Genomic DNA, 19,960 nt, shown 5'->3' with positions numbered 1-19,960 from the left:
GAAGCAAGACATGGTGCTGCATTCGCAGGACTTCTAAAGAGATACTTCGGCTAAGCCTAAGCGTTAGAAATTCAATACTTAGAAGATATGGAGAGTCAGAAATGGCTCTCTTTTTCTTTGGGAGAAGTCAAGTTTCAAGAAAAAGAGACTTGTAACTTTCTTGTAACTTCCCTCTTTTAACAATCATAAAAAACATCAAACTGGTAACTTTTTTCATAATTTATTCGCCATCAGTTCTCTCCCAAATTTATCTATTAGCGTCTGCTATTTTATATTAGTTAATGTTCCTTCCACACTGTCAATAAAATTCTTCTTCAGAAATTCTCAGTTTATCAGTCTTCGCAAATAAAGGAATCGTAATACTTCATTAATGCTTCATCAGTTGTCTGCCAAATGTTTTCCCCTAAAAAATAGTCTTTAAGCTCTTCAATGCAAAAGTCCAGCTCATTTTTTCTATATTTATTTTTAGGGTCTTCCTTTATCAACTCCAAAAATTCTATAGCCTGATTGCAGAAATTGGCAGCGCGCTGTTCATTCCCTCGCCTTCTCCACTGAATCGCTCTGTTTACTTCACTCCCAATATTCGCAAGCTGTATACCTACAGGCATTGTAAACCAAGTTAAAGTTCTATCCATTTTCTAACAACTCCTTCTTTTTTCTCTGGCAGCCGAGTCGGCTACGTAGCGACCTACTCTCGGATAACCTGCTTCTTGATTTCTTGGCGGGTTGATCAAGGAATCAAATTCTATTTCTCCACTATCATAATATATATTGATGCCATATAACGAACTTTGATTTGAACCTTCTTCCAAAAGCATCTGTTCCAAATCAGAATGAAACTCTGCATTGACTGCTAGCAATTCCTTATCAAGATCGACGACTGCCTTTGTCATAAAAAGATCATCAAAATATGTCTCCGGTTCTATATTATCTAATGCTCCTAATCTTATTTTTTAGTTAAAATAATCATTCCATTTCACTCCATCTTACTAAAAGGTTTTCAAAACGCAGTTGAATATATGTGCTGTAAGATTTTTACATATATTCCTGACGGTTTTATTATATCATTTTTGAAAAATAGACACTACTATAAACTTCTGTCTCTAGAAAAAAATCCACACAGCACTGCACCATATGGATTCTTCAAGCTTTATTTTACTATGCAGCCGCCTTTCTTTGACCAGGCGGAATCGCAAATTCAACATAGCCGCGGAGTGCGGGCAGGAGCAGAAAGCTATGCGGCCTGCTCCCCTTTGTCCGTTTCCGTCTCACGACCACTTCCATATCTCTTCGCCACGGCGATACCCATAGCCAGCATCATCAGTCCGCCAATTGCCCCTACCAGCCAGATATACTTGTATCCGTCATTTCCCATGGAATCCAGCCAGTTACCGCAGACGATATAGAGCCACAAATCTGAAGAATAACCGATGGCAGATGCGATACCATAGACACTTCCTACATATAATACAGGAACTGCCGCTGTCGTAACCAAGGTGTAGAGGAAATTAGACATCATCGCGTTACAAATCAGTACCAGAACCGCTACCGCCATAATCCAGACGGCGTACTGCTTTCCCTGCGGAATGAACATCATGACCAGGGAGAAGAAAATGCAGCCTAGGGAAAAGCGATTGATCAGCTTGCTGGCGGATTGTCCCATGCGGTCCCTGAGCATCCCGCCGATAGGTGAAAAGATCATCAGCGCACCCGTTCTGATTGCAGCCGTAAAAGCCTGTGCAAACGGAATGCTTTGATCATAAGCATCCGTCAGATATGGATTGAGATATGGGATCACTGATCTGATCAGAAAATAACCTAGAGTAAAGATTGCCAGATACCAGGTAATCGGCAGTTTGGCCGCATGTCCTAAAAGGCGGAGATCCTCCTTGATTCCTTTGCCCTCTTTCTCATACTCCATGTTCGGTATCAGGAAGAAGATCGCTGCAGCGACCAAAATACTCAGTACGCCATAAATGACATAGGCGATTTTAAAGCCATTGGGATTATCAGCCAGGGCGTACGTGATAATTGCCAAAACTACGTATTGCAGCACCAGGGACATGATAGAATATGCGATATCAGTCATAGCAAAGAGCCTGCCCTGTTCGTCATCGCCTCCCAGCATTTTGACGATTTTCAAATAGGCGCTCCAGTTGAGTGTAATGGCTGTAATGCCGAAGCAAAAGAACAGCAATGCCAGCATTAGGAAAGAGCTGCACATGGCTACAGCGAAGGATACCAGAGCCGTCGTCACACAGGATGCGATGACAAGCTTCTTCGGATTGATGATATCAGCAATCCAGCCGCCGATGAAGTAGCTTGGTACAGCAGATGCGGCATAAGCAGTCAGGAGCCACCCCATTTGCGTATCGGTGACACCGTAAGTATTGAGAAATTGATTATAAAAGTCGTAAGCCAGGTAGGGAATCAGCAGTACGATGCTGGAAAATGTCACCATACAGGCGAGAAATAGTTTTTTCCTTATCGAGATATTCTTATCCATTGTGAACTTCCTTTCTTACACGAGTATCTCGCCGTCCTTCATTACGTGGACCGGCGGCTTTGTCATCACATAAATATCCTCATCGGGGTTTCCATCAACCAAGACCAAATCAGCCAGCTTGCCCTTTTTGACCGTTCCCAGGCAGTCTCCAAAGCCCATGATCTCGGCGCTGTTCTTAGTAGCTTGCAGCAGGATATCCAGGTCATCAAAAGTGTAGTACTCTTTTCTGGCGATAAACTCATATCCTGGATGTTTCCGCAGGGCGACTAAGTCGATGTCGGAGCCAAAACCAAGCTTCAGTCCTGCGTGATAAGCCTTGTTGATGTTGGCAATTTCGATTTCTGCAGCTTCTTTGCTCAGTTCCAGCAGCTCAACGGATACGTCCGGATTCGATTCGTCCAGACAGTACAGTCCAACCGCTCCTGTCGGTGTGAGAAACGTATTCGCGTTGTTTTTTAGCATTTCGATACCCTCATCGTCGATAAAGGTTCCGTGTTCTACCGTGCGTACTCCCGCAGTAATAGCTGCTTTGATGGAGTCCGTTCCGTGGCAGTGGGCACAGACGTAAGTTCCCTTCCGTGCGGCTGCCGACACGGCTGCTTCGATTTCCTCAGGTTCCAGCACCTGGATTCCCGGGTCGGCCCCTTCGTTCATAAAAGCGCCGCTGACCATCAGCTTGATAAAATCATTTCCCTTCTGCAGTTCTTTTCGGCAGGCCTTCCTCATCTCCTCCGGCCCGTCGGCTTCCAGATACAGATCACTGAAGGTGTCGTTTCCTGTTTCTGTCGGTGTGATAATCAGTCCGCAGGATACAATTCTCGGCCCTTTGACGATGCCAGCTTTGATGGCGTCCCTCACTGATGCCGCACAGTTATAAGAACTTCCGCAGTCTCTGATGGTAGTAAACCCCTGTTTCAGGTATTCGCCCGCAAAGTCCAGTGCACCGAATACGATTTTCCCTTCTGTAGCGCATTGCAGTTCATAAGGATTATAGATAAAGCCGTACAGATGGGCATGCATTTCAAAAAGACCCGGGATCAGCGTTCTACCCCTGCCGTCCACCTCTGTCAAATCATCATCACATAAGTGACAGCTTCCCGGTTCCTTGATGTCCGCAATTTTATTTTTCTCGATATATACATCTCCAAAGGTGCCATCAAAACCCTCTGTTAATTCTTTTACCAATCTGCAATTGCGTATCACAATCATGATGATCCTCCATTCTTTTTCCGAATTTTCTTTTTTCTTATCATACTCCGTCTTTCTCTGTCGATAAAGTGCCAAATGGTACCTTTGTCTCTAGTCCAAATTTTACTTTACGAAAGTGCTCTGAAAGATTATAATAAGTCCAAAGAAGGTTAGGAATGAAGAGGATAGTGGAAAATGAATATTCACATCGACAGGCAGATGGGCACGCCCATATATATGCAGATTAAAAACATCATAAAGAAACAAATTCTTTCCGGTGAGCTGGTCAGCGGATTCAAGCTGCCTCCAGAGCGAGAACTGGCTAAAGAAACGGGTGTCCACAGAAACACGATTATCAGGTCTTATGAAGAACTGATTAAAGAAGAACTCATCACGTCCTCCGTGTCACCCAGAGGTTATTTTGTCACCTACAGCCAGCAAGAGGAATACAAGAAGGTTACAGGCTTTTCCAGCCGCAAATACCCTGGCGCCCTGAGCTTTATGCTCAAAGACGAGTACCTGCAGATGGATACTCTGTTCAGTGAACTGTTTTATAATGATGGATTGGCAAAATCCGAGCAAAAGATTATCTCCCTGGCAGCAGATATTATTTCAAAGGAACTCTACCCCAGAGACCAGCTGAACGAAATCGTAAAAGAACTCAGCGGCGTCGATGGGTTCGACTGGTACGGCTTTTCGCCGGCTCAAGGGCTGCCGGAGCTGATCGCCAGCATCCAAGGACTTTTGAAACGACGAAACATCCACGTATCATCAAAGGAAATCCAAGTGGTTTCAGAAACCTATGAAGCCATTCAATTTGCGGCCAAGATTTTTTTATCATCCCACGATACGATCATCGCCGAAGAGCCCATTTCTCCTGACATGCTGCAGGCCTTTCAGTTCATGGATATCAACGTCATCACCATACCGATGGACGAAGAAGGTATGGAAACGCGATACCTGGAAGGACTGATTGTCAAATATCGTCCAAAACTGATCTACACCATCCCTACCTTTCACTTTCCTACGTCCAGCGTACTCAGTCTGTCGCGGCGTTATGAACTATTGGAACTTTCCTACAAGTACGACATTCCCATCATTGAAGAGGACTGCGATTCTGTCATCCGCTACGAAGGAAACCCTGTTCCTTCTCTGAAGGCCCTTGATACTATAGGAAATGTCATCTATATCAATTCTTTCATTGCGACCATCTGTCCAGGCATCCGGACTGCTTACATGGTCGCGCCCGAAAAGATTACCAGAAAACTTTCCACGATTATGGAAAATACACAGATATTTTTAAGCCCCCTCAATCAATACATCGCAAGCCAGTTTATCAGCCGAGGCTATATCTATGATTCCATTGAGCGGATCTGTCAGTTCGGCAGACAAAACCGTGATCTCCTCTGCAAGGCGTTAGCAGAAACGGAAGACATCGACTACAGATTCACTGTGCCAAAGGGCGGCACTTCTCTTTGGTGCCGTATCAATGAGAACATCAATCCGAAGAGACTGCTCTGCAAAGCCCACGAGCTTGGCGTGTCCTACATGCCCGGCAATTTGTTCTTTCCTTTCAGGAGTAAGGGAGATAACCTGGTAAGGCTCTGCTATGGCAATGTGAGTCCGGATGAACTGACAGAAGGCATCGAACGGCTGTCCGAAGCGGTCAGAGCCAGTCGAGGTTAAGCGGCAGCCGCAGTTGGGAGAACGGATATCCAGTTCTTTATCTGCAAAATGATTCGATGACCTTGTCGATATCCACCGTATTGATATGGCCGTCCTTATCATCATAGGTGAAAAGGATGTCTTCATATGGCCGATAGCCAAACTCCAGATAAGTTCGAATTTTCCACATGCAGGTATCCCTGTAGTCTTTATCGCCAATCAGGCCAAAGTGTTCCAACAGTTTACATTTCCGTTGGCTCTTCACTGCAATTTTAAAGTCCGGTGCAAAGGTGTATTCTCCCAGCACAAGCTCTTCTTCGTAGTGGTACTCGATCTTTTTTACAAATAGCATATTGGCGATGATCGCTTCTGATTTTGATCGAACAAAATCTCCTTTCAGGGTTTTATTGTTGAGCTGCTCCGGATAGCCCATGTACCGTTCGTAGGATTCATAGCCCCACCCCCTCTGATTGTTGATTCCAACCATAGCGAAGCAGGACTTTGGCAGCAACTGATAGGCACGGGGCGAAGCTTCCATGATATCCTCCGGGTCGACACTGGCGTACCCTGTTATGAGCCGATTCATGAGCCTGCAGTTCTTATCGATCCGTTTGATGGACGTCTCAATGAAATGCTTTTTTTGGAGTTTTTGGACTATGGGATTGTCTCCAGTACCGAGATAACACTTTTCTCCATTGATGACGTGGTAATAATAAACTTTTCCATTCACTTTATTCGTCGCCAGCCCTCCCTGTGGCAGCCCTCGTAACTGCTGTACAAAGATATTGCGTATCTTCTTTTGTAAAGCCAGATCTCTGACTGCGTAATCCTTACTATTTAGCATTTCTGGCAGCATCCTTTCTAATTTATTCTATTATTTACATTATTTTACATGAACATCTATGCAAATGCAACTACAAAAAGAATTGTCACGATAGTTTTGTGCTTTTTGCCTCTTTTTTTAAAATCTGCACAAAATCTATTAGGAAAAGCATTAAGGAATGCTCTGCCGTTGTGAAGTTAGCCTTTAGAACCTATATAATTCTACATCTATCAGAGAATTTTCCTCTATTTCACGATATTCACTGCGGTTTTCATCTGCTTTACCTTCTTATTATGCGATATTTTTGTGCAGAATCAATGAAACTACCCCAAAAAGTACAAAAGCATCGTAGGACATGGAGTCGGTCATTAAAAAAGGCACTCTCCGCTATTATCAATAGTGTAAAGTGCCTTAATTCTTATTTCCGCATTTTAATATTATCTATAAATCCTATAGGTTCTATTTGACCACTTGGTGTAAAAGGTCTTTCCTGCTATTGTTCGCACGCCTCTCACCTTGTAGAAATACCTTTTCCCTTTCTTTAAGTTCTTCCCGTTCACCACAGAAGTAGTCGTGCCTTTCTTAGTCAGATAAATCTTGCTATATTTTCCATTCTTCTTTGCTGCACGATATACCTGATATTTATCTACTTTGAACCCTTTTGACTTTTTCCATTTCAACTTAATCCCTTTTGTTACAAGAGTAGATGTAAGTTTGATTGTCGTATTTTGTACGCCTTTTGTTAACGATACCTGCTTTTTAATGAGTTTATCAGCATCTCTTTCCTCCATAATGGCATAGGCAGAGAAGTGTCCCGTCACAAATGTATAGGCACCATCTGCGTTCCTCGCACCTTCCACTCTGCTGAACCAGCCAAAATCATCAATATATAGGCAGGTCAAATATTCCTTTGTTTTCAATTGATCGTTCAATTGAACCTTTACCAATACATCGCCTCCATCAAAATCCAAAACTGAGCCATTTGGCGTCACGACTTTCAAATCAAATCTCATCTCATTGCTTTCGTCCTTGACCTTTTGGGCAACCACGATTACTGTATCATTTGCGGCTATCTCCCCACTTGTCTGCGCAGCAACCGCGTTGACTGCTTTTGCATCCAGAGTAATCTCAGCTATATCTGATTTTATCACAACATCTGCTGCTGTGTTTTCGGCCAGGGTCAAAATCGTGGTCGCCGGAAGAACAACTTCTGTCTTGTTACCCGCAGCAGTATTTCCCGCCTTGCCCGTGGTCGCATCAATGATGATATGGGCAGAACTGTGTTGAATTGCCCTCTGCGCAAGCTTCTCTGCCGTGTCCGGCGCAATCTTGATCGTTGTCGTTGTCACTTCAGTTTTGTCGTCCATAATTTCTGTTTTCTGCTCTGTTGTAGAAGCCGGATCCTTACTAATATCTGCATTGGTTGTGGCCGATTCAGATGAAGCAGAACCGGTGTTGGTTATCGGATCAACTGGAGCAGGTGGAATATATGGGGGATGATAGGTGCCAATATAAAGCTTGTCATTAGCTACATCTTTTTCAAATACCCAGTTTGCAGCCTGATATCCCTCTGACGCAACGATATATTTTGCGTTCATTTTGTACGCATAGCTGTTATCATCAACAAAACCGGTTGAATCAGCGGAGTATATCCCACCAGAGATGAATTTTGAAACATCTACTGCACATACATCGCCCACAAAGCTGCCATCTGTAACCTCTATGCTTACCTTCGAGATACTTTCTTCTGGATTCTTCTCTGGATTTTTTTCATCCAGTGCCCTTACGCCCTTGATAGTTCCGCCGGAAATATTCACCGAAATCGGCAGCTTGGTTGTATGCTGCGCTACTGCAATGCCGACGCCGGTGCTGGTAGAACCTGAATCATTGCTGTTAGACGTGTACGCGCCCGTAGCAGTAATCACAGGATTGCCTGTAACGTTCAGTTCCCCTGCCCGCAGTTCAACCCCTGTAGCACCTGCAATGGTTCCGCCAGAAATATTCAGCTTGCCATCCTGCGGATTGAAAATACCGCAAGAGCCCCCATTAATCGTTCCGCCATTTACCGTGATGTTCGTATTGTGTTGCTCTCCATTGCCTGCTACACCATACCTTCCTCCTTCAATGGTTCCGCCTTCCACAATTAGAGTCGTCGCACCTACATCCTTGCTATAACCGTTCACAGCAATACCTGCTATGTTACCCGAAATTTTCGTCTGATCGCCCTTGACGGTAATCGTTGGCTGCACAGCATTATTTTGGGGATTTATAAAAATACCGTAACTATTAGAACCGACTGCTTCTAACATCACATTCTCCAAGGTCAGATTGACTCTCTGCTCCGCTACAATTCCCATAGACGGTTCTCCCGACGTGTTTGTGTTGCGTATGGTTCCGTTTTTGATCGTTATATTTTTTGTTTCACCATATTTATTAACATAAATTGTCTTATTACTTGACGTCGAAATTGTCTTACCATTCAGGTCTAATATTATAGACTTATCTATCTCATAATAGTTTATACTTCGTATATTTATTTGATCCTTCAAGAGACGCACAGTATCTCCATCTTTCGCCTTTGTCAAAGCTTGTTTCAGCGTATTATAAGTGGTATTTCCAATCTGCGCGGCTTTATCCGATTCCACTTGGTAATAGCCATCTATCGGTTCTTCGCTGGCCAGATATCCTATTTCCAACATATCATTTCCCGGTTTCACTTTAAATAAGCCACCAGTGCACACCACTGTGCCCGAGTTTTTTATAATCGCACCGTCAACCGTCCCGCCTTTAACATAAAGCGTACCCTTATTGCCTGCAACGATGTCTCCCGTGAAAGTTCCGCTCAATATTGTGAGCTTCGAACTTTTCCAAGTGGTATTGCCGCCGTCAAGCTCAATTGAAGCATCTACTTGTCCTGTCTGTCCTACACTACTGTCCTGAATGGTCAAATAACTGGTGACATTCTTAATAGGGTACCCCCTCCCCAGGGAAAATCCGCTCAAATCCAAAGTGATATTATAATGACTCTTATGATCGATCGTGATTTCTTCATTCACGTCTGCAAGCAAAATGATCTTTGATCCATCTTTTGCAACGCTAAATGCCTCTTGAAGTGTAGAGTACTTTTCCTCTCCAATCTGAGCTACCGCCTCTGCCTGCTCTTCTTCTGCAAATGCAATGCCCGGGATCATAGAGATTACCAGACCCACAGTGAGCAACATTGCTAAAAACTTCTTCATATTATCGTTTTCTCCTCATGCTTTATTTCGGTTCATTAAAAAGAGACAGGCCAACGCCTGTCCCAAATCATAAATATACAATCTGATAGTACATTGGCAACTGGCAGCCATCCTTCTGGAACAGGCCCTATAGCTTTGCGTCCCTGCCTTTCGACAAGTTTGCTCTTTTCAATTTTTCTACCTATAAGTATACTCTCTTTTTCTTTATCCTTCAATCCCGAATCTTTCTATCGGGCCTACTTCTTCCTATGATACCCTGCAATGGCACCTGACGCACCCAGGGCTGTGAATAACAGCACGATATACATGCCCAGAGACGACCGATCGCCCGTATCAGGCAATGCGGAGCCTTTGTCCGGGTCACCGGCGGCACTTTCTGCAGAGGCAGCGGTTTTGCCGCTGTCAATCACATAACGAAGCACCAGTCCATCTGTCTCCCAATCTCCCAATGTAAACGAATCCAGTTTATAGTCGGACCATTTGTAGTCATCGTAGAGCACATAGGAGTCATAACTGCCCATATATTCAAATAGTTTTCCGTCATATTTACAGTTTATAAAATCCTTGGCGTTGATGATATCACCAGCATAGCCCTGTAAAAATTTCTCTTCGTAGTAATCATCGTAGCTGCCCTCGTAAACGGTGCCCAGAAGCTTCAGCTTTCCGTCGGCACGTTCATAATACCTGTGAATAATCTGGAAGTAATCTATGGATGGACACTCACAGGCCAACTCTGCACCTGCAATGAGTAAGCCAGAGTATTCCGAGCTGGTGATATAATCCAGCAGAGGGTCCAGGTTTTCAATCAGATTCTTGACAGCCGCTGCATCTTCAGGTTCCAGTTCTGCCAAAAACTCTTCCATAGTATAACCCTGCTCCTTCAGCAGACGATCAATTAAGTCAGTAAAACTATCAAAGTCGCCGACTTCCGCTTTGATTATTTCCTTAAACATGTCCACAATCTGCTGAAAAATATCGTTTGTGAGAATGATGGAACTGCTGACAACAGAATAATGATTCTCCGGAAGGCCGATAATCTCCACATGAAACTTTGACAAGATGTTGTCTACATCTGTTAGAAATTTTTCCGGATCCTTTTCATAGGTTCCTAAATCTATTTTCCCTTGCACTTCCGCCAGTTCCTTCATGATGGCATCGCTGATCCGATCCTTCGGATAACCCAGCCAAAGACCTAGGGTCTCCCCATCCTCCTTCACTTCTTCAACGGGAATGGTGATATTGATGTTGGTGCCAGGTGCGGTAATCCGCACACTCAAGTCTTTTAAATTCGATATTTCTGTGCAATCTTCATTATCTATGGTGACAAGCGCCATAGCGTTGGGTTCTTTCTTAAGGTCGTCCACAATGTTTGCAGAGGCTGTCATCGTAAAAGACATGACCATCGTGCATACGATAAATAGACATACCAATATCTTTTTGATTTTCATCTTAAAGTTCTCCTATCGCAGTAGTTAGCTCCCCGGCATCATCAATTTGGTTGATTTTTCCTCGCAGCGCTGCGCTGCCGGGGATGCCCTTGAGATACCAGCCCACAAATTTACGCATTTCGCGGACTGCGGCGTATTCGCCCTTTAATTCCATCATATCATAAAAATGACGCAGCATCATTTGTTTTTTTTCGGCAATGTTCGGCGGATTTGGCCTCGGTTCACCTTTCCAGGCAGCCAGAACTTCCTGAAAGATCCATGGATTTCCCAAGGCACCGCGGCCAATCATCACAAAATCACAGCCTGTTTCTTTCATCATGGCCAAGGCGGAATCGCCGTCAGTCACATCTCCATTGCCAATGACAGGAATGCTGACCGCATTTTTTACGGCCGCGATCTGTGTCCAGTCCGCTTTGCCACTGTAATACTGTTCTCTTGTCCTGCCGTGAACAGCAACAGCCGCTGCGCCCGCTTCCTCAATAGCTTTTGCCGTCTCCACGGCATTTATACAAGATTTGTCAAAACCGATGCGTATTTTCGCAGTTACCGGTTTTGTCGTATTGCTGACCATGGCAGAAATCAAGTCATAAACCAGATCCAGCCGTTTCAGCAAGGCTGAGCCTTCCCCGTTCTTTACAATCTTCGGTACAGGGCAGCCCATGTTGATATCTAAGATGGCATTTTCCCGTTCTTCCAAGGCACGGGCTGTAAATGCCATGATTTCCGGTTCGCTGCCGAAGACCTGATAGGCCACCGGTTTCTCTTCTTCGTAGAGAAACAGCAGTTGATCCGTCTTCTTATCGCCGTAATACAGCCCTTTGCCGCTGACCATTTCCGAATAGACCAAAGCCGCTCCCATCTCGCGGCAGATTCTGCGAGTGGGAGCGTCTGTAATTCCTGCTAGTGGAGCCAGAAGAAAAGGATTATCAAGTTCAATATTTCCTATTTTTAAGGCTTTTTTCATTTTATATCTGTTCCTTTTTTTCTTTGCACGGTTTTGTCGGTTTCTTATTTTTCTGGTAGATGATTTCCAGTCCTTCCAGTGTCAACATTTTGTCGACGTGGTCAATACAATCGACGCCATCGTCGATGAGGGTGGAAAGACCGCCAGTGGCAACCACGGTGACCGGTTTGCCCGATTCTGTGAGGGCTTCCAGCTCTTTCTTCATTTTCTTTACGATATAATCTACCATGCCCATGTGTCCGTAAACCAACCCGGACTGCATGCTCTGAATGGTGTTCTTACAGATGGTCTGACCCGGCTCCTCTAATTCTACCTTTGGCAGCTTCGAAGTCTTCTCGAACAGAGCCTCCGATGCAATCTTAAGTCCTGGAGCGATGGATCCGCCTAAGTACTCAGCCTTCTCCGTCACCGCACAGAAGGTCGTTGCCGTTCCAAAGTCGATGATGATCAGAGGGCCGCCGTATTTGTGGTATGCCGCCACGGCATTGACAATTCTGTCAGCGCCTACCTGCTTGGGATTGTCATACTTCACTACCAATCCTGTCTTGACACCCGATTCCACAGTGATGGCGCGCTTCTTGAAATACTTCATAGCCAAGTGCTGCAGGGTGTAGAGGACGGATGGTACAACGGTTGAAATGATGATGTCTTTTACGTCCGATGTCTTGAGTCCTTCATACTGAAAGAGCTGCGTTACAATCATTCCATACTCATCGGCACTTTTGTTGTTATCTGTTTCAATTCTCCAGTTGGTAACGAGCTTTCCGTCTTTGAATACGCCAAGTACGATGTTGCTGTTTCCAACGTCAAAAGCTAAAAGCATTATTTTTCTCCATTCTGTTATTTCACAACCCTGTCAAGCCTCTTGAGAGCCAGAGCCATAGTCAATCCCGGTATGACACGATTTCCGGTGATTTCAGCGCCCAGGACTTCATTAATTCTCTTCAATCTGTACTGTACAGTGTTGGTATGAATCCCCATGAATTCCGAGGTCTTTCCACTGTTCATGCCCGCATCGAGAACAAAAGTCTCCAGAGTCTCCAGCAGTTGTTTTGCCTTATTCTCTCCCATTTCTTTTCTGAACGGCTCCAGAAGATCCATGTAGTTCTTTTTCAGATAGCCGCCCTGAACCTGCAGATTGATACAATTGGAAACAAGAGCCAGTTCATATTTTGTAAATACTCTCTTGTACGGGAAAACGCTTTCAACAAAGGTCCAGGTCTCGCTGATCAGTCTGAACGCATCTCCTGCACCTTCGATACCATCGAGTCCTGTGGCGTGGAAAATCCGCACCGTCTTGCTGCCCTCTTTCAACTTGTCAAAGAGCACCAGGCAGCTGGACTTCTGCGTTGTTTCTTCATCCTCCGGCTTTTCGCCGTTTTTAAGAATCATGCCGTAGGTTTCTTCTCCTTCGGTGATTCTAAGCACTTCGATGTTTTCTTTCTTTTCAAATTCACTGATAACCGCATTTCCCTGATTGGTTTCAATCCCCTTGGCATAAAAAACACTGAGAATGTTATCCGCCTTAATTTCCATCTCGTCTTTCAGAGAATAGGCCAGGGATTTATTGCCCCTGATCAAAGCCTTGATCAGTTCGGCACGCACATCCCTTTCCGGCGTATATTTCCACATGCCCATCGCCAGTTCGATGATTTCGGCCAGCTTGGTGATCTCTCCTGCTGAATAGTTGTCTTCGTTATCAACGATAAAGAGAAAATACTTCTCCTTATTAATTGTAATCGGTCCCCAGTAAGTCAGAACGCCGTTGACATCGATGAAGGTATAGATACCCGCCTTTTCAACATCCCGCTCTTTACCCATTCTGATCGCATCGGCAATGGTGGTTTTCTGTCTGGTCTCGATGGACAAGATCGGGTTAAAATCTTTCGAGAGAAGGACGACCTGGAAATCGTTGCTGACGGCAGCCTCACGCAAGGCCGCCTGAAAGGTCTTATGTTTTTCAAAATTGAGCAGATGATAGATGGTGTTGTTAATCAAGCTGTTCTTGAAATTATCACCGTAGAGCAGTTTGTCCATAATCTGTTCAATGGCATCGGAATACTCTGCCTTGTTGTTTTTCGGTATGACGATGAAAGGGAGCCCCACCTGCTCAGCGGTTTCTATCACCTCGCTGTCCGCACCAGTCAGCCCCTTTTCCACATGAAAAACGACTAAAGCGCTGACGCCCTCCTTAGCCAAGCCTTTGACAACTTCACACTGCATTTTTTCTTTGCCTGTCATTCCGTAAAATGATGTAAGAACAATCTGCTCTCTTACCCCATTATTTTTTATGGCAGTTTCCACGTTGGCAGCGTCCATTACCGAGACGGAACGGACCCTGTTGCCAATGTTTCGCTTTCCTGCTGCCAGAATGCTGGGGCTGAATGCCTCCAAACTCAAACAATCATTTACAGTTATTTTCATATATTACCTCTATTCTTCTTCCTTGTGTTCCTCTTTTTCTGGCAGCAGCTTTGCTGTCTCCTCTTCGGAACGGTCTTCACCTATAGCTTCTTTCCCTTCTCCGCTTTCAGTGTCGCCATCGGAATCAGATGGATTCTCGTCTTCATCCATGTAGTCAGTATCATATTTAGCAAGTTCAGCAGCCAGTCTTTCTTCTTCCTCCTTGCGGATACGTTCAAATTCTGCTGCTTCTTCTGCGTTGACTCTCTGAATTTCTTCTTCTTTTTCTCTTACCAGCTCTGCCAGTCCCTGGGCGTCGACCTCTCCCGTGTACAGCGCCTCGAACTGCTCGCCATCGAGAGTCTCTACTTCGAGCAGTGCCTGCGCCACTCGCTCCAGTTTATCCATATTGTCAGTCAGAATGCGAGATGTTACTTCGTAAGCTTCTTCTATGATGGATTTTACTTCATGATCGATTTCTGTAGCAATTCCTTCTGAGTAATTCTTTCTCGTGGAGAAGTCCTTGCCCAGGAATACTTCATCAGACTCACTGTAATTGACAGGTCCGATTTTATCGCTGAACCCGTATTTGGTAACCATCGCTCTGGCAATCTCTGTCGCTCTCATGATATCATTGCTTGCGCCAGTGCTGATATCGTCCAGCGTCAACTGTTCTGCTACACGTCCGCCCAGCAGGTGTTTGATGCTGTTAAGCATACCGTTCTTCGTCTCAAAGCCCTTGTCTCTTTCTGGCAGGGACATGGTGAATCCACCGGCATTGCCTCTCGGGATGATGGTAATCTGGTGCACAGGATCCGAATCCGGCAGACTTCTCATGACGATGGCGTGGCCTGCTTCATGGTACGCTGTCAGTTTACGCTCTTCCGGACTGATAACCCTGCTCTTCTTGGCAGGTCCTGCCATAACCTTGGTCGCTGCTTCTTCGATTTCCGCCATTCTGATCTTTCGTCCATTTCTTCTGGCCGTAATCAGTGCCGCTTCGTTGAGCAGGTTCTCTATGTCAGCCGGTGTAAATCCCGGCGTTCTTCTCGCCAAAATCTTCGGTGAAACTTCATCAGACAACGGCTTATTTTTCGAATGGACTTTGATGATTTCTTCTCTGCCCTTGATATCCGGAATGCCGATTACAACTTGTCTGTCAAATCTGCCCGGTCTCAGCAGAGCCGGGTCCAATACGTCCGGTCTGTTGGTTGCCGCCAGAATGATGATGCCAGAATTCTCTCCGAATCCGTCCATCTCTACCAGCAGCTGGTTGAGGGTCTGTTCTCTTTCGTCGTTTCCTCCGCCCAGGCCTGCACCTCTTTTTCGTCCCACCGCGTCAATTTCATCGATGAAAACGATACATGGGGAATTTTTTTTGGCCTGGTCGAATAAATCTCTCACTCTGGATGCACCGACACCGACAAACATCTCAACAAAGTCAGAACCACTGATGGTGAAAAACGGTACGCCAGCTTCTCCGGCAGTGGCTTTAGAAACGTAAGTCTTTCCAGTTCCCGGAGGACCGACCAGCAATATGCCCTTCGGTATTCTGGCACCTACTTCTTTGTATTTCCGCGGATCTTTCAGGAAATCTACGACCTCAGAAAGTTCTTCCTTTTCCTCGTCTAATCCGGCTACTTCATCAAAGGTGATCTTCTTGCCCTCTCCCTTATATAGCCGCGCCTTGCTTTTTCCAAAGGAAAATGCTTTGCCATTGCCCCCCTGGTTCATCATCAGATAGAACAAAAAGCCCAGGGCTACCACCATGATCAACGTCGGCAGCAGACTGAGGATGGTGGAACCAGAAGACGGTTTTGGCGTCTTTACGGCCAGGTTTTTCTCCTGCATCTGCGGGAAAATATAGGTTTCCTCCAGCCAGCTGATTTCTGTGATATACGGCGCATAAGCGTAGACGTACTTGTCTTTCCCTATTTTTCCCGTAATCTTTGTGTCTTCAATCTCGATTTCGGTGATCTTCTCCTGTTCCAAGTAGTTGGCCAGCGTGGAAAACTTCACCTGTTTGTACTCTGCGCCGCCACTGCCATTATAGAAAAAGGCCGCTGCTAACACCAGCGCAAAAATCACTAAGTAAATACTGATATTCTTTGCGAATTTTTTCAATTTCGTTGTCTCCTCCCATATCTATATTCTCAAATTCTCGTATTATAAATTTGTTCTCCCTTAACAAAACAGTCCTATAATTTTATCATATTCAACAATTTATTTCAATACAAATCACCTTTTTTGTATCTTCACACAGTTTATAGTGGGCAGAATACCGTCCTCTGCCCTGATAAGGCAGAATCCAGAGGATTTCACGGCCCACTGCCGCAAACTGGACGCTGTTTCTCTCGTCCTTGGGCACTTTTCGATCCACCAGATAGTCCTGCAGTTTCTTTGTTCTCGTCTCTCCGATAGCAATAAAATCGCCGGCCTTTCGAGTCCGCAAGGTGATTCGCGCTGCCGCATCGTCACCGAAGTGTTCCCTGAGCAAATCATAGTCAAAGACGGCATGACTGTCTTTAGGCAGCTTCTGTTCCTCATATTCCCCTTTAGAGAGAATGGTAACTTTGATATCACTGTTCGCCAGGGGCGCTCCTCTAGCAGCCTTGACATCATCATACACCTTTGTCAGATAATATCCTCTCGGCAGGTCAAGGCGTGCCGACGGCCCCTGATGAAAGGCGATACTCTCGCAGCCATCGAAATGGGTGAAGGTCATATCTTCTGTCAATCCGATGCTGTGAAAAGCTTTGGCAAACACTCGCTGGCGTACAGCTCGGTGCAGGCCGCGAAGTTTCTCCCCGTCCATCAAGACACTGGTCGCGTCAGCCTCCTTGGCCAGCCCATCAAAAGCATCGGCAGCCTGCTGCCAAAGATAATCTTTATCTACAGCGGCAGTCTTCCCCATTCTAATCATTGTATCCTTTATATTCGTGTTATATTCCTTTTCCAGATAAGGAATCAAGTTGAGACGGATTTTATTTCTCGTATAAATTGGTGCTAAATTGGTCTGATCAATGCAGGGGTGCAGGTCGTGTTCTCGGCAGTAGGTCAGAATGTCTTCTTTGCATACGTCAAGCAGCGGACGAATGATTTCATTTTCCTGCTCGTCAAAACGCCTGTAACTGATGCCTGACAGCCCGTCCGTTCCCACGCCTCGCAAGATGCGGAACAAAATCGTTTCCACCTGGTCGTCGGCGTTTTGTGCCACGGCGATTTTTATGTTATCTCGCCGGACGCCCTTCGCGGCTATCTCTGCAGCTACCTCTGCAAAAGACTGATAACGAACCTTGCGGCCAGCCTCTTCGGAGGTAATTTTCTCTTCGGCGGCAATTTTGCTGCAGTCATAGACAAAAGTTCGGCACAGGCAGCCCGCTTCCTGTGCAATCCGCTCCACATAGGACTGATCTGCTTCTGCCGCCCCCGGCCTGAACCTGTGATTGATGTGAACGGGATGAAGGGTCAGCTCCCACTCTTTCGCCAAGTCCAATAAGACATGAAAAAGGCACACCGAATCAGGACCACCCGAGAGGCCGATGACGATGTGCTGATTTTTTTCGATTAAATGATGTTCCCTGATCGTGTTTAACACTGTTTCTCTAATCATAACAGTGTAAGTATACCACAAACAGAAGCGTTTTAAAAGATTTTATTGCAGTTAATAAACATAACCGATCTCTATCACCTTTCCGCCTCTGATGCAGGCATATACTACAGTATCACCGCTTTGGTACAGCCAAAGCTGATAACCCGTATATTGATATCTTGCGATCGGCTTGCCCCATGTAGTCTGCAGCGCCTGACTGCTTGTCATTCCAACATAGAGCTTGTTGCCAAAATACACCTTATCTTTTCTAGAGCAAATCTTCTGATTATACGAATTATACAAGTACATATAGACGGCAGCGCCAGTTGTATGCTTGCCAGTATAAATTTTTACAGTTGGGCTCCCGTTTGTCTTTCCAATTTTTTTCTTATATATCTTACCATTAATTTTTACTTTTATCACATCACCCTGCGATGCGCCCCTGCAGCGAACATAGACGTATTTTGAAGTCCGCAGGACATAATATTTGCTGGCGACACTGCTGCCTGTCCTCTTATAAACCTTCTTATTTATGGATTTTGTACTTCCATTTTCGCTGACAACAGTAATCTTGATACTTTTGCCTATTTTCTGTTTTGGAATTTTGAGAGAAAAAGCACCGCTGTTCCCCGCCTTAGTCTGATAGCGCTTACCATTTAGTACCGTTTTTACAGTCATCCCCGGATACGTCTTTCCCTTGATTGAAATACTTTTATCGTAGATTTTATTGACGCTGAGTTCAATCACCGCATTTTTTACTTTTACAGTCTTTGTAATTTCTTTGCCGAGATCATCTTTTACTACGATTGTGATTTCCTGCCCTTTTTTCTGTTCAGGATACGTTGCTTTGAGCAACGCCTGCTGCCCGTTATCTTCAATTTTACAAGGATATTCCCTTTCGCCGATGAAAACAGATGCTGACACGATCTTTTCTAAAGTCAGCTTGCTAATTGAGGCTGACAGGCCTTTTTCTTCCGCCAAAATGGTTCCAAAATCAATACTGCTGCGTTTTACGTTGACAGTTACCTGTGCGGTAGCTTCTGCAAACCCTTTCATGCCGACAGTTCTCAGTGTAATTACCGCAGCGCCTTCACTATGGGCGTGAACCATCCCTTCTGCGTCTACAGTGGCAACTCCGGGATTATTGGATGTGTAAGAGAAGCCTGTTCCGTCCCCCGTAGCCTCTGCTTCAATCTTGAACGGCTGACTTCTGATATACGCGTCATAAGTTGCCTGGGCGGGGGTGACTTTCTGCTCTTTCCCCTTGATGGTAAAGTGAATATCTTTCTCTCCATGAAACTTACCGATACCAGTAATTGTAATCGTAGCAGTTCCCACTTCCTTATGGTTTTTGTATGTAGTCCTGTAGTCGTAACTCTCTCTCAGCCGTTCTCCATTGTAGGTCACTTTTACAGACGGAAATTGGTAACGACCGGTGTAGATAAACTCATCTTCTTGATACAGTGTGACGTCAGCTCGGCCTATATCTCTGCCTACGGTATAATTGATACTTGTAGTGCCTGTATAGTTTCCGATCCCTTTCACGTTTACAACGCCTTTGTCCTCTTTCTCCGTATAGTCTGTCACTTGGTAATCTACGTTTTCTACTAATGATGTACTGCCAAAGGAAAGCCTGATATTAGGCTTATGCCCTTCCTCTGTATACTTATCTACATCATAAAAGCAGCCTTTTATGTCCTTAGGCAAAATAGGGATAATCAACTGAACTTCTCCGCAATACGCTCCAATCCCCCTTAAAATCACCACCATATCTCCGACGTTTATGTTGTCCCTCACTTCTACGGTAAAGTCTCTGTCCTTTGTCAAAGACTTATGAGGGTTTGATTCTTCAAGATAAAGCGTACTGAGGTTATGGGCTGTTCCATCATAGGTGATGGACTTCGGATAGTAACCTAAAGTTAATGTTGAAATATCAGTTTTTTCCACCTCAGTCTGTCCGCCGCCATCTGTTTCGCCATCTGCCGCAAAAACCGATGTTGGCAGATAACAGAGAACCATGGCCAAAGATAATAATACCGCAACTATTCGTTTCATTGTTTTCACCTTCTCAATTAATATTACTTTCGATTATACGCTGAACTTATGTATTTTTCAACACAATAGGTCAACTC

Annotated in this window: 14 protein-coding genes and 1 riboswitch; of the genes, 1 reads left to right on the top strand and 13 read right to left on the bottom strand. The window is 45.0% G+C overall.

What is annotated here, in order from left to right; genetic code table 11:
- Positions 1-332: 332 nt before the first annotated feature.
- From ACMQ5W_RS08465 to ACMQ5W_RS08450, 4 genes are all read right to left on the bottom strand, one after another.
- On the bottom strand, positions 333-635 hold the full coding sequence (locus ACMQ5W_RS08465; protein WP_419024793.1) for a hypothetical protein: 303 nt from the start codon (positions 633-635) through the stop codon (positions 333-335).
- A gap of 3 nt (positions 636-638) precedes the next feature.
- Positions 639-893, bottom strand: a complete 255-nt coding sequence (locus tag ACMQ5W_RS08460) for a DUF5674 family protein (protein ID WP_419024792.1) — start codon at positions 891-893, stop codon at positions 639-641.
- Between the two features lie 341 nt (positions 894-1,234).
- Entirely contained in the window at positions 1,235-2,506 is a 1,272-nt protein-coding gene (locus ACMQ5W_RS08455) for an MFS transporter (RefSeq protein WP_148493500.1), read from the bottom strand.
- Positions 2,507-2,521: 15 nt separating this feature from the next.
- A complete protein-coding gene (locus ACMQ5W_RS08450; protein ID WP_419024791.1) occupies positions 2,522-3,715 on the bottom strand; it encodes an amidohydrolase family protein in 1,194 nt (397 codons plus the stop codon).
- 174 nt (positions 3,716-3,889) lie between these two features.
- Between ACMQ5W_RS08450 and ACMQ5W_RS08445 the strand changes: the two genes are divergently transcribed.
- On the top strand, positions 3,890-5,380 hold the full coding sequence (locus ACMQ5W_RS08445; protein ID WP_419024790.1) for a PLP-dependent aminotransferase family protein: 1,491 nt from the start codon (positions 3,890-3,892) through the stop codon (positions 5,378-5,380).
- Between the two features lie 37 nt (positions 5,381-5,417).
- Here ACMQ5W_RS08445 and ACMQ5W_RS08440 read toward each other — a convergent pair whose 3' ends face one another.
- From ACMQ5W_RS08440 to ACMQ5W_RS08400, 9 genes are all read right to left on the bottom strand, one after another.
- Positions 5,418-6,203 carry a hypothetical protein gene (locus ACMQ5W_RS08440; RefSeq protein WP_419024789.1) on the bottom strand — a complete coding sequence of 262 codons (786 nt, stop codon included), beginning with the start codon at positions 6,201-6,203 and terminating at the stop codon, positions 5,418-5,420.
- A 416-nt stretch (positions 6,204-6,619) separates the two neighbouring features.
- Positions 6,620-9,421, bottom strand: coding sequence for a hypothetical protein (locus ACMQ5W_RS08435; RefSeq protein ID WP_419024788.1), 2,802 nt, complete (start codon positions 9,419-9,421; stop codon positions 6,620-6,622).
- A 92-nt stretch (positions 9,422-9,513) separates the two neighbouring features.
- A riboswitch (cyclic di-GMP riboswitch) is annotated at positions 9,514-9,595 on the bottom strand.
- A 62-nt stretch (positions 9,596-9,657) separates the two neighbouring features.
- Positions 9,658-10,869 (bottom strand): hypothetical protein, encoded by a 1,212-nt coding sequence (locus ACMQ5W_RS08430; protein WP_419024787.1) that lies wholly within the window; start codon positions 10,867-10,869, stop codon positions 9,658-9,660.
- A 1-nt stretch (position 10,870) separates the two neighbouring features.
- Positions 10,871-11,833, bottom strand: a complete 963-nt coding sequence (gene dusB, locus ACMQ5W_RS08425; protein WP_419024786.1) for a tRNA dihydrouridine synthase DusB — start codon at positions 11,831-11,833, stop codon at positions 10,871-10,873.
- 1 nt (position 11,834) lies between these two features.
- A complete protein-coding gene (locus ACMQ5W_RS08420; protein ID WP_148493506.1) occupies positions 11,835-12,656 on the bottom strand; it encodes a type III pantothenate kinase in 822 nt (273 codons plus the stop codon).
- A gap of 17 nt (positions 12,657-12,673) precedes the next feature.
- A complete protein-coding gene (locus ACMQ5W_RS08415) occupies positions 12,674-14,257 on the bottom strand; it encodes a PucR family transcriptional regulator (RefSeq protein ID WP_148493507.1) in 1,584 nt (527 codons plus the stop codon).
- A 9-nt stretch (positions 14,258-14,266) separates the two neighbouring features.
- Positions 14,267-16,360 (bottom strand): ATP-dependent zinc metalloprotease FtsH, encoded by a 2,094-nt coding sequence (gene ftsH / locus ACMQ5W_RS08410; protein ID WP_148493508.1) that lies wholly within the window; start codon positions 16,358-16,360, stop codon positions 14,267-14,269.
- Positions 16,361-16,451: 91 nt separating this feature from the next.
- Positions 16,452-17,834, bottom strand: a complete 1,383-nt coding sequence (tilS, locus tag ACMQ5W_RS08405) for a tRNA lysidine(34) synthetase TilS (protein WP_419024785.1) — start codon at positions 17,832-17,834, stop codon at positions 16,452-16,454.
- A 66-nt stretch (positions 17,835-17,900) separates the two neighbouring features.
- Positions 17,901-19,883 carry an Ig-like domain-containing protein gene (locus ACMQ5W_RS08400; protein WP_419024784.1) on the bottom strand — a complete coding sequence of 661 codons (1,983 nt, stop codon included), beginning with the start codon at positions 19,881-19,883 and terminating at the stop codon, positions 17,901-17,903.
- Between the last annotated feature and the right edge of the window lie 77 nt (positions 19,884-19,960).

Source organism: Emergencia sp. (genome assembly GCF_048465375.1).
Taxonomy (GTDB): domain Bacteria; phylum Bacillota; class Clostridia; order Peptostreptococcales; family Anaerovoracaceae; genus Senimuribacter.
Note: the sequence above shows the minus strand (reverse complement) of the source record. Positions and strands in the feature narration are given on the sequence as shown.

Bases quoted from the DNA above. Each gene is read 5' to 3' on its own strand.
- dusB (WP_419024786.1), bottom strand. From the start codon at position 11,833: ATGAAAAAAGCCTTAAAAATAGGAAATATTGAACTTGATAATCCTTTT.
- ACMQ5W_RS08445 (WP_419024790.1), top strand. From the start codon at position 3,890: ATGAATATTCACATCGACAGGCAGATGGGCACGCCCATATATATGCAG.
- ACMQ5W_RS08450 (WP_419024791.1), bottom strand. From the start codon at position 3,715: ATGATTGTGATACGCAATTGCAGATTGGTAAAAGAATTAACAGAGGGT.
- ACMQ5W_RS08420 (WP_148493506.1), bottom strand. From the start codon at position 12,656: ATGCTTTTAGCTTTTGACGTTGGAAACAGCAACATCGTACTTGGCGTA.
- ACMQ5W_RS08435 (WP_419024788.1), bottom strand. From the start codon at position 9,421: ATGAAGAAGTTTTTAGCAATGTTGCTCACTGTGGGTCTGGTAATCTCT.
- ACMQ5W_RS08460 (WP_419024792.1), bottom strand. From the start codon at position 893: ATGACAAAGGCAGTCGTCGATCTTGATAAGGAATTGCTAGCAGTCAAT.
- ACMQ5W_RS08465 (WP_419024793.1), bottom strand. From the start codon at position 635: ATGGATAGAACTTTAACTTGGTTTACAATGCCTGTAGGTATACAGCTT.
- ACMQ5W_RS08440 (WP_419024789.1), bottom strand. From the start codon at position 6,203: ATGCTAAATAGTAAGGATTACGCAGTCAGAGATCTGGCTTTACAAAAG.
- ACMQ5W_RS08415 (WP_148493507.1), bottom strand. From the start codon at position 14,257: ATGAAAATAACTGTAAATGATTGTTTGAGTTTGGAGGCATTCAGCCCC.
- ACMQ5W_RS08400 (WP_419024784.1), bottom strand. From the start codon at position 19,883: ATGAAACGAATAGTTGCGGTATTATTATCTTTGGCCATGGTTCTCTGT.
- ACMQ5W_RS08455 (WP_148493500.1), bottom strand. From the start codon at position 2,506: ATGGATAAGAATATCTCGATAAGGAAAAAACTATTTCTCGCCTGTATG.
- ACMQ5W_RS08430 (WP_419024787.1), bottom strand. From the start codon at position 10,869: ATGAAAATCAAAAAGATATTGGTATGTCTATTTATCGTATGCACGATG.